The organism is Aquirufa sp. OSTEICH-129A, from assembly GCF_054558355.1.
In genome coordinates, this window is record NZ_JBPXKC010000001.1 from 251,037 (window position 1) to 264,550 (window position 13,514).

Annotated in this window: 10 protein-coding genes; 2 read left to right on the forward strand and 8 right to left on the reverse strand. The window is 35.7% G+C overall.

Annotated elements, in window-relative coordinates:
• Nucleotides 1-22: 22 nt before the first annotated feature.
• From SKC36_RS01125 to queA, 5 genes are all read right to left on the reverse strand, one after another.
• Nucleotides 23-1,645, reverse strand: a complete 1,623-nt coding sequence (locus SKC36_RS01125; RefSeq protein WP_459452703.1) for an NADP-dependent glyceraldehyde-3-phosphate dehydrogenase — start codon at nucleotides 1,643-1,645, stop codon at nucleotides 23-25.
• Nucleotides 1,646-1,943: 298 nt separating this feature from the next.
• Entirely contained in the window at nucleotides 1,944-3,128 is a 1,185-nt protein-coding gene (locus SKC36_RS01130; RefSeq protein WP_459452705.1) for an MFS transporter, read from the reverse strand.
• A gap of 1 nt (nucleotide 3,129) precedes the next feature.
• Nucleotides 3,130-5,502 (reverse strand): efflux RND transporter permease subunit, encoded by a 2,373-nt coding sequence (locus SKC36_RS01135; protein ID WP_459464081.1) that lies wholly within the window; start codon nucleotides 5,500-5,502, stop codon nucleotides 3,130-3,132.
• The gene (locus SKC36_RS01140) at nucleotides 5,499-6,194 is read right to left on the reverse strand and encodes a 2-C-methyl-D-erythritol 4-phosphate cytidylyltransferase (protein ID WP_459464083.1); all 696 of its coding nucleotides are present in this window, start codon (nucleotides 6,192-6,194) and stop codon (nucleotides 5,499-5,501) included. The genes SKC36_RS01135 and SKC36_RS01140 overlap by 4 nt, the downstream gene beginning before the upstream one ends.
• An 18-nt stretch (nucleotides 6,195-6,212) precedes the next feature.
• Nucleotides 6,213-7,265 (reverse strand): tRNA preQ1(34) S-adenosylmethionine ribosyltransferase-isomerase QueA, encoded by a 1,053-nt coding sequence (queA, locus tag SKC36_RS01145; protein WP_459452708.1) that lies wholly within the window; start codon nucleotides 7,263-7,265, stop codon nucleotides 6,213-6,215.
• Nucleotides 7,266-7,447: 182 nt separating this feature from the next.
• Here queA and SKC36_RS01150 point away from each other — a divergent pair, with 182 nt between their 5' ends.
• A complete protein-coding gene (locus tag SKC36_RS01150; protein WP_459464086.1) occupies nucleotides 7,448-8,743 on the forward strand; it encodes a cryptochrome/photolyase family protein in 1,296 nt (431 codons plus the stop codon).
• On the opposite strand, the gene SKC36_RS01155 is transcribed toward SKC36_RS01150, so the two are convergent.
• Nucleotides 8,735-9,550, reverse strand: coding sequence for a DUF3108 domain-containing protein (locus tag SKC36_RS01155; RefSeq protein WP_459464088.1), 816 nt, complete (start codon nucleotides 9,548-9,550; stop codon nucleotides 8,735-8,737). The two genes, SKC36_RS01150 and SKC36_RS01155, sit on opposite strands and share 9 nt — an antisense overlap.
• A gap of 141 nt (nucleotides 9,551-9,691) precedes the next feature.
• Here SKC36_RS01155 and recA point away from each other — a divergent pair, with 141 nt between their 5' ends.
• Nucleotides 9,692-10,753: a recombinase RecA gene (gene recA / locus SKC36_RS01160; protein ID WP_459452711.1), complete on the forward strand. Its 1,062-nt coding sequence runs from the start codon at nucleotides 9,692-9,694 to the stop codon at nucleotides 10,751-10,753.
• 50 nt (nucleotides 10,754-10,803) lie between these two features.
• On the opposite strand, the gene dnaA is transcribed toward recA, so the two are convergent.
• A complete protein-coding gene (gene dnaA, locus SKC36_RS01165) occupies nucleotides 10,804-12,222 on the reverse strand; it encodes a chromosomal replication initiator protein DnaA (protein ID WP_459452712.1) in 1,419 nt (472 codons plus the stop codon).
• Nucleotides 12,223-12,652: 430 nt separating this feature from the next.
• Nucleotides 12,653-13,504: a diacylglycerol/lipid kinase family protein gene (locus SKC36_RS01170; protein ID WP_459452713.1), complete on the reverse strand. Its 852-nt coding sequence runs from the start codon at nucleotides 13,502-13,504 to the stop codon at nucleotides 12,653-12,655.
• Nucleotides 13,505-13,514: the final 10 nt, after the last annotated feature.

The window sequence follows — 13,514 nt, forward strand, 5'->3', positions numbered from 1 at the left end:
TTTTTATTAATCTTGTAACTTCTTATAAAATAAATCGAGTCGATAAGAAATTCGATTGTTGATTTTCAACAATTTGATTCACAATGTCCTTGTTTGCTTGGGTAGCTTTTGTGGCTACTACTGTACGGATTGAAAATGAACGTAGAGCAGCAGTTACAGAAAGTGTTCCTTCGGCAGAATCCTTACGACCTGTAAAAGGGAAGGAGTCTGGTCCACGCTGACACTGGGCATTAATATTTACACGAGAAACTTGATTTACCGTTTCATCGATCAATGCTGAAATTTGGTTTGGATCAGTTCCAAATATAGCTACTTGCTGACCATGTGATGATTCATGTATATAATCAATGGGAACATTGATGTCATCAAAAGGCACGACAGGAACAACAGGTCCAAATTGCTCTTCTGACCAAACTTTCATTTTCTTATTCACTGGATACAATAAAGCTGGGAAGAATAAAGATTTGGCATTTTCACCACCATGTTTATTTAATACTTTAGCCCCATGTAATTTGGCATCTTCAATTAATTCTTTCAAATAAGCTGGTTTGTTGGGTTCTGGAAGTGGCGTAATTTGAACCCCTGGATCCCAAACCATACCTACTTTAATAGCTTCAATTTTTTCAGCTAATCCTTTGTTAAATGCATCCGCTAGGCTACTATGAACAAAAATGATTTTGATAGCCGTACAACGTTGGCCATTGAATGACAATGAACCAAGTAAACATTCATTGATGGCATTATCCAATTGAGCACTTTCGGTAACAATGGCTGCATTTTTGGCATCCAATCCTAAAATGGCTCTTAAACGATTCACTTTAGGGTGCATTTTCTTTAATTTGTCCGCAACTTTAGATGAACCAATTAAAGTTAATACATCAATTTTACCTGATTCCATCAACTGGGGTATAATCGAATTTCCACGGCCATATAGGGTATTAATTACACCTGCTGGGAAAGATTCTCTAAAAGCTTCTAATAATGGGTAGTGTAATAAAGTTCCGTGTTTCGGAGGTTTAAATAAAACGGTATTACCCATAATCAAGGCTGGGATAAGCGTCGTAAAGGTTTCATTTAAGGGATAATTAAATGGACCCATACACAATACTACTCCTAGCGGGGAACGACGCACTTGACCGATAATGCCTTCTTCAATTAAAAATGTCGAAGAATTTCTGTCAATGTCCTTTAAGGCCCCAATCGTATCATAAATATATTGAACCGTTCTATCAAACTCTTTTTGTGAATCAGTTAAGGATTTACCAATTTCCCACATCAATAATTTAACGACCTCGTCTCGTTTTAAAATCATCTTTTGAGTGAATTTTTCCACACATTCAATGCGCTTGTCAACCGACATGGAAGGCCACTCACCACGACCATTGGAATAGGCTTTTACACCTGCATAGAGAACCTCCATGGCATCCGTGGCATCGGTGATGGGATAGGAACCAATTCTTTTAGGTTCAAAACCTTTATCGGATTTAATATAAATAGGAGACCAAACATCTTGAGTTTTGCCTTTCCATTGGCGCATCTCTCCATTCACTAAATATTCTCTTTGTTCGATTGGTTTTACCAAATCGTATTCTTTTGGAATCTCTCCTTCTTTGGGAAACAGTTTTTCTAATTCACTCGATTGCATAGGTTTTATTTTTATGGTCGCAAATTTCAGCTATTTGAACTATTCAAAGAATTCATGGCATGTATTATTTGAATAGTAATACTATTTTATGAAAATATTATAAAAATTCTAAAATAGCTATGGGTTAATTTCTGTCATTAAGGGGTATTTTCTCCTGATTCGATTAATCTGAAATCGCTTTTGATCTGTAAAGCTAGCCTCATGTAATTGATTAAATTCACAAAGCCATGTAGAAAAGAGTTCGAAGTCATTGGTTTTAAAAGCCAATGAATCTATTTTTTTACTGATTAAATAGGTGTCAAATTCCATTTCTTGTCCAGTTTTTCCTGAAGGTTAATAAAACTACTAAAGCAATAGTAGCTAATAATCCGGAAATGAAAAAGGGGAGAGGTATCATTTGACTTAAGCCTTTATAGAGAAAACCTGATAAAAAAGCACCAATTCCAATTCCCATTTCTAGGGCTATATACATGGTGGCCATGGCTCTTCCCATATGATTTTTATGTGCTAAATCCGTTGTCCATGCCGCTAAGGTGGGTGTTGAAAATCCCCAAGATATCCCAAATAAAATGGCCGAAGCGATTAAGCTTAGGGCAGTAGGTGGAAAGGATAATAAAAACATAGCCACGATTAAAAAACCACATGAAATGATTAGAATAGGTATTCTACCGTGTTTATCTGAGCTTTTTGAAAAAAAGAAACGAACAAAAATGGAGGCTATGGTATAAATGGTAAAGTATAAACCCTTATTGTGCCAGCCCACTAATTTCGTGGTATCTGGAAGCAAGGTCACTACCACTCCCGATGAAAATGCCATCAGTAGCATGATCAAAAAGACTGGTGCAATTTTGGGTTCAAAAACATCATCCCAATTAATTTTAAATAAGCTCCAAGAAAACTTACTTTTCATACTTTTTGGTAATGTCTCTTCCAACCTAAATAAAATTAGAATGGATGCTAAAGCAAAAAGGGACGACACATAAAACATGGCTTGAAGCCCAATAGTATTGGCCAATCCCGACCCGATACTTGGTCCAATGGACATACCCGTCGCAGTAAATATTCCTAAGGTTCCTTGTGCTTCCCCCCGACGGCTCTCCGGTATAATATCTGCTACATACGCAGCTGTGGCAGTAGGTTTTGTCCCGGTCGACATACCATGAATGAATCGTAAAAACAAAAAGGCTTGCACCGTATGAACCATTGGGTAAATTCCACCACAAATAAAGCAAACGATGGAACCAAATGCCATCACTGGAACACGACCAATGTGGTCGGTTAGTTTTCCTGAAAAGGGTCGGCTGAGGCCAGCTGTTAAGGTAAAAAGAGCAATGATGTAACCGATGTATTCACTACCTCCCATGGCTGCCAAATAATCAGGGAGCTCCGGAATAATCATGGAAAAACTAGCAGCAAATAAAAAATTACTTGTACAGAGTAACCAAAAAGGAATGGTATAGATTTTTTCTTCCTGTATTTCCATCCTAAATTTCTTCCTCTATGATGGTATCAATTTCTTTTTTATTTAAACCCATCAAAAAGGCAGGCAAAAGAATAAGGTTACAAATCATGGCCATTAATAAAGTTATGGAGACCAAAATTCCTAATGCTTGAGTACCCTTAAAGGTTGAGGCCGTAAAGATGAAAAATCCAAAGAATAATATCATGGCGGTATAGAACATGGACACTCCCGTCTTTTGAATCGTAATTTGAACAGCCCTTTTTACATTCATCTGATTTTTCAACCATTCTTCTTTATATCTAGTTAAAAAATAGATTGTTCCATCGCTGGATATACCAAAGGCAATTGAAAAGATTAAAATGGTACTAGGTTTTAAAGCTATGTCAAAATAGCCCATCAAACCTGCTGTAATGATCAAAGGAATTAAACTAGGCAAGGTGGAAATGATAACCATCTTCCATGAACGAAACAAGAAAGCCATCAACAGGCAAATTAGGACAATCGCTGTGATGGTGCTTTCAATCAGATTTTTTTGTAAATATTCCGTATTGAAGGAATTAATGACCGAATTTCCAGTCACATTAGCTAGATAAGCCTTAGGGTTGTCCTTGGCTAATATTTCTCCTGTTTCAGGATCTGTCCGAAAAATACTATCGATTTTAGGTTGTAAAATTTGATATAACTCTTTTGTCCTAACAGTCCCTGCATCTGCCATTTGATAGGATATTCGGGTATGCTGTTTCTCTGGATCAATAAAGCCTGAAAACAAATTACTTTTTCCTGATAGACTGGATTGAAATTCTTTTAATTTATTTAGTTCATCAATGCCCGGTAAAGTAAAGTATTTCGGGTCTCCTCCTCGATAAACTTGATATAAATATTTAGTAGCCGTTAATATGGATAGCCCTGAAGTGAATTCAGGATATTTAGCCATTAGTTTTTCTGTCCTTTTCATTTTAGACAAAATCTCAGGACTTAAAGCCTTTCCTGGCGATTTGGCGTCCACAGAAATTTCAAAAGGGATAATGCCATGAAAATGCTTTTCTATAAATTTCAAATCCGTATATATAGCATTTTCACGGGGTAAATCATCCACAATAAATCCAATCGCTTTTATTTGTAATAATCCATAAACGGATATCATTAGCAATAAAATTACAGTTCCGTAAATGGATTTTCGATGATTTAAAACCCAATTCTCAATCTTGAATAAGAATAAATTAACTCGTTTAGATTCAAAATGAGCTAAATCCTTAGGTCGTGGAGGAGCCAAGAAACTAAAGAATATAGGGATCAATAATAATGACAATAAAAAGGTGAACATCACATTGACCGAAGCCACAATGCCGAATTCAACGAGCAATCCTGATCCTGTAAAACTGAATACTCCAAAGCCAATGGATGTAGTTAAATTCGCTAAAAATAAAGTTCTACCCACTTTCGAGGCACTTTCTTGAAGAGAAAATAACTTATCATTTGTCTCAATATAGGTTTCGTGATATTTGTTCAGTAAGAATATCACATTGGGAATACCGATGACTACGATGAGCGGAGGAATGAGTCCAGATAACAAGGTGATTTTAAATCCAAGGAATACTATAGTAGCCAGCGAAGCTAGTATTCCAATGATAATCACAATCAAAGCAAAAAAGACCACTTTAAAGGATCTGAAAAAGAATAATAGAATCAGGGATGTAACTAATATAGCCAAACCAAGAAATATGATTAATTCCTTTGTGACTTGGGAAGTATATTCGGTACGGATAAATGGCATCCCCGAATAATGTATCTCTCGTTTGGTTTTTACTCGATACTCCTCGCCTAATTGCTTGATTTTCTTGACTAAAGTAATTCTACCTTTATCATTTATCGTTTTTTGATCTAATGTGATCAATAATAAATGAACCTTGTAATCCTCCGTATATAGGAAGTTGGTGAATATAGGTAGTCGACTAATCTTGCTTTTGAGACTGTCTAACCGTTCTTGTGTAGTGGCTACCTTATTATCCCAAATCGTTCTAGTTTTGAATTTTTTATCGACACTGTCAATATATACTTCTGGTAGGTTTGGTAAGGATAGGATATTCTTAATTCCTGGTAAATTTTTAATATCCAGACTTAACTTTTTCCAAGCATCAAATTCATTTGGCGTGAAAAGTTGTGGGTTTTCCAATCCAATAACCATGACATTTCCATCCTCACCATATTTCTTCTTGAATGATTCATACAGTTGAAAACGTTCATCTGTTTTGGGTAATATTTTGGCTAACTCGTAACTTAATTGTATTTGAGCCGATTTGTAAATTAGTCCTGCGGTTAGTAGTGCTAATACAATCAGTATAACAATTTTATGTTTTAGAATATTGGCACCAATCCAATCCCAGGCATTTTTCATATGTTTACTTTTTGAGTTAATGCCTCAGCAATGAGCATATCCTCCGGCGTTGTAATTTTGATGTTGGAATAATTTCCTTCCACTAATTGAATATCAATCCCTAATAACTCTACCACACTAGCATCATCCGTAAAGAAATCTTGATAATCTTGTTGAAATGCTCTCTTTAAAATAGAGATTTCAAATACCTGTGGTGTTTGTATAATGCGGATATGATTACGATCAATAGGAAGGTAGATTTGTTCATTTGCATCCCATTGTCGAATAGAATCCTTGCTAGAAACCGCCAAGACGGCATTTCCATGCTCTTGTGCATGTTTAAATGCGTTCTGAATACTTGCTATTGATACCAAGGGACGAACCCCATCATGTATGGCAACAAGCGTATTTTGGTTTTCCCTAATGGCCTGTATGCCTCTTTGGCTTGAATGAAATCGAGTTTCACCACCTTGAACTAATTGGTGAGGACAATTCTGAAGAATTTCAGGGTGTTCTTGGCATAAATTATGCCAAGAATTGAACTGATTTTCAGGTAAAACCAAAATCAATTCTATTTCAGAAAATGCTTTTTTGAATTGTAAAAGGGTATGATATAAAATAGGTTTGCCTTGAAGAAGCAAAAATTGTTTAGGAACGGCACTTTTCATTCGCTGTCCAGTACCTCCGGCTACAATAATGGCATATTTCTTCAAAACAAACCCGATTTTTATTTAGATGATTAACATAACGTCACCATAACTGAAGAAACGATATTTCTCTTTGATGGCTTGTTGATATGCTTCATGAATTAACTCATATCCACCAAATGCAGAAGTCATCATCAAGAGAATAGACTCAGGTAAATGGAAATTAGTCAATAGCGCTGTAGGAATTTTGAATTCGTATGGAGGAAAAATGAATTTGTCCGTCCAGCTATTGATAGGCTTTAAATGACCGCTAGCTGATACAGAAGATTCCAATGCTTTCATCACTGTGGTTCCTACCGATAATACATGTTTTTTATTATCAATCGCTTGATTCACATAATCACAAGTATCTTGATTGATGATAAAATGCTCTGAGTCTGTTTTATGCTTGGTTAAGTCTTCTACGTCAACTTGACGAAAAGTACCTAAACCTACGTGCAAGGTAATAGGAGTGAACTGGGCACCATTAAGTTCCATTCTTTTCATGATGATCTTTGAAAAGTGTAAACCTGCGGTAGGAGCAGCTACTGCACCTACATGCTCCGCATAAATGGTTTGAAAACGCTCAGCATCCTCTGGAGTAGCTTCTCTTTTGGAACGAATTTCTTCAGGAAGTGGGGTCTCACCCAATTCGTGAATAGCCGCCATTAATGCATCATGATCACCATCGTATAAAAAGCGAATGGTTCTTCCACGGGAAGTGGTATTGTCTATCACCTCTGCCACCAAATCAGAATCACCAAAATATAATTTATTACCTACACGTATTTTACGAGCAGGGTCCACTAATACATCCCACAAGCGATGTTCACGATTCAATTCTCTTAATAAAAATACTTCTATTTGTGCACCTGTTTTTTCCTTGTTTCCATACAATCTAGCAGGAAAAACCTTGGTATTGTTCGTTACTAAAACATCTCCCTCTCCAAAGTAATCAACGATATCAGTGAATTTTTTATGTTCAATGGTTTTGTTTTTTCTATTTACAACCATCATGCGAGCGTCTTCGCGGTTATCTGTTGGATGTAAGGCAATTAAACTTTGAGGTAAATCGAATCTGAATTCAGATAATTTCATTCGTATGGGGTTTGAAAATGAAAACTGATGAATTAATACAATCAATGATTAGTTCAAACAGTCATTTATTTTTGGAAATAAAAAACAATTTGCAAATATACACTTTTCAAGGGGGGCTTGTCAAGGTAATTTTTTGAAACAATCATTTGATAGCTCAGTTAACTCTTTGTAATTTGATTCAAATGAAAGATATTTCAGTTTTTTGGTTTCGACGTGATTTGCGTTTAAAGGATAATGTCGCACTTTTTGAAGCGCTTAGTCATGATTACCCCGTTTTACCAATTTTTATTTTTGATCCTTCCATTTTAGATAAATTATCAAATAAAAAAGATGCTCGAGTAGAATTTATACATCAAGCATTGAAAAATGTAAAAGCTCAAATTCAAAATAGGGGTGGAGATTTATTGATATGCCATGACAAACCTTTGGAAGCCTTCAAATCTTTGTCCCAGCAATATTCCATAAAAAAGATCTTCACCAACCATGATTATGAAAATTATGCCATTCAAAGAGATGCTGAAGTCAAATCATGGGCAGAAGCGCAGGGCATAATATTCCAAAGCAAAAAAGATCAAGTAATTTTTGAGAAAAACGAGGTAATGACGGGTCAAAATACACCTTATACTGTTTTTACGCCTTATTCAAGGAAATGGAAGGAAAAATTAGCAGCAAGTGAATTGAGTACATTTGATTCGGAGAACCTGACTAATTATTTAAATGCTAATTTTGAGTTTCCTAGCTTAGAGCACATAGGATTTCAACCATCTGGATTACATTTTCCAGCCATAAACTTTTCTGATGATATTATTCGTCAGTACCAAATAAACCGTGATTTTCCTGGATTAGATGCAACCTCCCGTATGTCTGTTCATTTGCGATTTGGAACAGTTTCAATCAGGGAATTAGTTAAGCGGGCGCTTGGTAAATCAGAAACCTGGTTAAATGAGCTAATTTGGCGGGATTTTTATTTTAATATCACCTTTCATTTTCCACATATTGGACAAGGTTTGGCCTTTAGAAAAGAATATGATCGAATGAATTGGCGAAATAATGAACAGGAGTTTGAGGCTTGGAAAAATGGACAAACGGGTTATCCCATTGTAGATGCCGGAATGCGTGAATTAAATCAAACGGGTTTTATGCATAATCGCGTCCGTATGATTGTGGCTAGTTTTTTAGTCAAACACCTTCTAATTGATTGGCGCTGGGGCGAAGCCTATTTTGCCGAGCGTTTATTAGACTTTGATTTTTCTGCTAACAATGGAGGATGGCAATGGGCAGCAGGTTCGGGATGTGATGCAGCGCCCTATTTCCGAGTGTTTAATCCCTATTTACAAACACAAAAGTTTGATAAGGACTTGACTTACATTAGAAAATGGGTTCCTGAATTTCAGGAGTTTCATTACCCTAAACCAATTGTTGATCATGAATTTGCAAGAAAGCGGGTCCTCGCGGCCTACAAGGAAGCTTTAGGGTAAGGCAGTATAAATGGTTTTTCCTGCGATTTTATAATCTTCCAAATCAATGCTCAAAAAGCCAATCTTTAAATTGACTTCCATTTTGAAAGGAATTTGGTAGTTATCTTGACTTATCCAAAGGCGAATAGCATCCTTATCTTGAAATAAATTATTTTTTGGTAAAACCAGCGATGTTCGAATGCAATTTTTGGTTCCAAATTTACTTTCTACCTTTTCGAATCCTTTAACGATACACCATATTTCATAAATCTGACCATCCACTAATATCTTAGCACTCATTTTTTGACCAATCTCTAAGTCTTGAAGGTTTTTTTTACGAAGAAAATAATAGCCAGAAATCAAATCTAACATGGAGTTAGAAATGGAGAGATTCTTTTCTTTGGGAGTATTTTGTGGGGAAGAAATTTGGGCATAGCCTTTATCATGATAAAAATCTATCACTTCTTGTTTTTTGTATCGACCCTCCCTTTTATTCATTTCGGCTTTGACGGGCAAAAGAGTTGATGGGTCCATATAAGATACCCATACATCCAATAGGGGACTGAATACATTAAATATTCCTACAGTCTTGCCTTCGATTTCAATTTTTCTGGTGGGAATTTGGCGAATGGAACCCAGATTAGGACTGCTTTTTATGTGGGCTTCTGCCGCATTGATGAATCCCAGGTGAATACGATATTTTAATTGCTCTCCACCTAAAAGAACATCTTTTTCTTGCGCTTTTACATGGAAGGATAGGCAAACAAACAGGAGTAAAAAAGAAAAATATTTTGTTTTCAAAAGGGTATAAGGCTCAATTTTCGGCAAGATAAGTATTAATGAAATAAGAGTGTAGAATATCAAGTATTTTGATTAATAATTAGTGGCTATTTCCTATTTTTGTTTAGCTAAATGCAAAACTAGCAAAGTAAAAGTTACCTAGACAATTTTATCAATCAACATACCACCATGGCAAAACAAGCGAGCGATGCTCAAGGCTTATCATCCGAGAAATTAAAAGCCTTACAAACCACTTTAGAAAAATTAGATAAAGCTTATGGAAAGGGTACCGTTATGCGGCTTTCCGATAGTAAAGTTATGGATGTACCTGTGATTTCAACAGGATCTTTAGGTTTAGATTTGGCCTTGGGAATTGGTGGAGTACCAAGAGGTAGAGTGGTGGAAATTTATGGTCCTGAGTCTTCTGGTAAAACTACCTTGACATTACATTGCATAGCAGAAGCTCAAAAAGCTGGTGGAATAGCTGCTTTTGTTGATGCGGAACATGCTTTTGATCGTTCTTATGCCGAAAAACTAGGTATTGATACTCAAAATCTATTGATTTCTCAACCTGATAATGGAGAACAAGCCTTGGAGATTGCAGAACACTTGATTAGCTCGGGAGCCATTGATATCATTGTCATAGATTCAGTAGCTGCTTTAGTTCCTAAAGCTGAGATTGAAGGAGAGATGGGGGATTCTAAAATGGGTTTACAAGCGCGTTTGATGTCGCAGGCTTTACGTAAACTAACAGGTACAATTAATAAGACAGGATGTTGCTGTATTTTTATTAATCAATTGAGAGATAAGATTGGAGTCATGTTTGGAAGTCCAGAAACCACCACTGGTGGAAATGCATTGAAATTTTATGCATCTGTTCGTTTAGATATTCGTCGTGCTGGTCAAATTAAAGAAAGTGCAGATTCCATCACAGGTAACCGTACCCGTGTTAAGGTGGTTAAAAATAAATTGGCGCCTCCTTTTAAAGTGGTTGAATTTGATATCATGTACGGCGAAGGAATTTCTAAAGCCGGAGAAATATTGGATTTAGGCGTTGATCTAGGCGTTATTGATAAATCTGGTTCATGGTTTTCTTATAATGGAAATCGTTTAGGACAAGGTCGTGATGCGGTAAAAGATTTAATTAAAGACAATCCAGAATTGATGGATGAATTAGAAGCCAAGATTAAAGAAAAGGTAAAAGGTGATGATTCTGTCTTACTAGATAAAGATGGGCTTGTAGAAGAGTAATATCAGATGCCTTTTAAATTAAAAAAGTCTCTCGAAATCGGGAGACTTTTTTAGTTAGCATTCAGGTTAAATCGATTAAATAGTTTTTTGACTGTTTTTTCGACTGATTTATCTGTTTCCATAGCTTCAGAAATAGACTGTACTGCATGGATGACCGTACTGTGGTCTCTTCCTCCGAAATGGTAACCAATCGACTTTAAAGGTAGATTAGTTAATTCCTTTAACATATACATGGCCACTTGCCTAGGGAAAACATTTTCTTTTTTTCGGCATTTACCTTGTAGGGTACTCAATTCAACAGAAAAGTGATTTGTAACGGCCTCTAGAATATTTTCTACACTTAATTCTTTTTCTTGCTCATTAACAATGCTCTTCAAGGTAGCCTTTGCCAAATCTAAATCGATCTCTTTTCTTGTTAATGAAGCTTGAGCCATCAAAGAAATAATAACACCTTCTAATTCCCGTACGTTGGTTTGAATCGAATGAGCTAAGTATTCTAAAACCTCAAAATCGATCTGAATACCATCATCTTGTAATTTTTTCTGAATAATGGCAATTCGAGTTTCAAAATCAGGTTGTTGTAAATCTGCTGTTAGGCCCCATTTAAAACGACTCAACAAACGATCCTCCATACCAGCTAAATCACGCGGAGCACGGTCAGAAGATAAAATGATTTGCTTACCCGATTGATGTAGGTGGTTGAAAATGTTAAAGAAGGTTTCTTGCGTTTTTTCTTTTCCTGATAGGAATTGTACATCATCAATGATGAGTACATCCACCTGTAAATAAAAATTAGTAAATGCTTCAATCGAATTATTTCGAATAGCATTGACAAATTGATTTGTGAATTTTTCGGTAGAAACGTACAATACAAACTTCTCAGGGAATTGTAATTTTATTTCGTTCCCGATGGCTTGAATTAAGTGTGTTTTCCCCAAACCCACGCCTCCATAAATCATTAAAGGGTTAAAAGAAGTCAATCCTGGCTTGTTGGCAACGGCCATTCCAGCAGCTCTGCCTAATCGATTGCAATCACCTTCAATGAATTTATCAAAAGTGTATTTTGGTATCAGGTAAGAATCCAGCTCCAATGAATCCAAGTTTTTAAATTGAAATGGATTTTTTGCAGCCTGATTATTGGTGAAATCTTTATGCGTGTTTTGTTGATTCGTCGTTGGTAAATTAAAAGACAAAGGTGGGTTCTTGCGATCTCCCTTGTCTACAATGATGGAATATTCCAGCATACCTTGACGACCAATCGTATGATCGATTGCTTTTCTCAAAGATGAAACAAAGTTTTCTTCCAACCATTCATAAAAGAATTGAGAAGGTACTTGAATCGTTAACGTGTTATTTTGAAATTTTAAAGGAACAATTGGGCTAAACCAAGTCGTGAAACTTTGCTCAGAAATATCATCACGGATGATATTCAAGCATTTATTCCACAATTCAGTTACTTCCATTTGCATAAAAAAATCCTTTTGTTTAGGGTCAAAAAATCCTCGTTGAAGTAGTAGCCATAAAAGACATACTTCAAATGTTTAAAATTTCAAATAATGGTTTGGGTACCTAGTGAAGCGACAAAGCTTTACTTAAGCGGGGAGACAAAAATAGTAAAATTCAAGGTCGTTCCAAATCTAAAAAAAAATATTTTCAACTTATTTTTACTAAAAAAAGTGCCTTAAAATTTGGAACTAAAAATTGTTCAATTTTTATGTACTTCTGGTGTATTTTGGCTTGAAAAAATATAAGAAAAAAAAATAAAAATATTTTGAATCAAAAACGTAGTTATTTAAACAACGTCTACATTTAAAAAATTTGAACAATTGTTAATCTGTTGAAATACAATTAGTTATAATTATTTTGAATAAAAAACAGCCTTTTCGCTTAATTATGGCACTATACAATTACCTGCAAATTTTTTGCTTGAATTTGAATGCTATGCTCTTGGACTTTTGTACTTAAATTTTCACCATCCATATGGTAAAAAGTGCCAATTGGGACGCTGAAATCAAATCTTTGACTCGATTGTATACTGACTTTTTTATGTTTAGGTAAACTTTTAGAAAATAGGCTAATTCCAAGTTGGGCTGATTCCCAAATAGTTAGCGGTTTTACCTTAACAACTTCAAAGTTTCCATCTTGAAGATCCGAGTAGGGAGAAATGTAGGCATTATTTCCAAATTGATTTGCATTAGCAAAAGTCATGGAAAATATTTCTTCTTCTTTCTGATTTAGTTCTTGAATCTGAATAGGTCGGTAATGGATGATAGACCGTAAAGTGCATTTAATGTAATTTATTAATCCTCTCTTTTTACCTTGGGCAAACTGGTTAGCAACTAAGGCATCAAATCCTATTCCCGCCGTACAAAAGAAGGCATCTTGGTTCCAGTAAGCTACGTCTATACTTATTTCTGATCCATGGATGGCTTGCTGTAAGGCCTTTGAAAAATTTAAATCTATCCCCAAATGCCTAGCTAATCCATTCCCTGAACCAATGGGAATGATTCCTAATGCTGTATTTGACCCTATTAATGCGCTAGCAACTTCGTGTATTGTTCCGTCACCTCCAATGGCAACGACTCTCTGCGCTCCATTTCTCAAGGCATAAAGGGCTAATTCTTGCGCATGGCCTGCATATTCCGTTAAATGTAATTGGCTATTTTCAATCTTTTCTAATTTTTGAAGCATTTGCTTTTTACTTGCATTACTTTTGCTTCCGGAATTGGGATTGTAAATGAAGTGAATCATGCTATTTAAT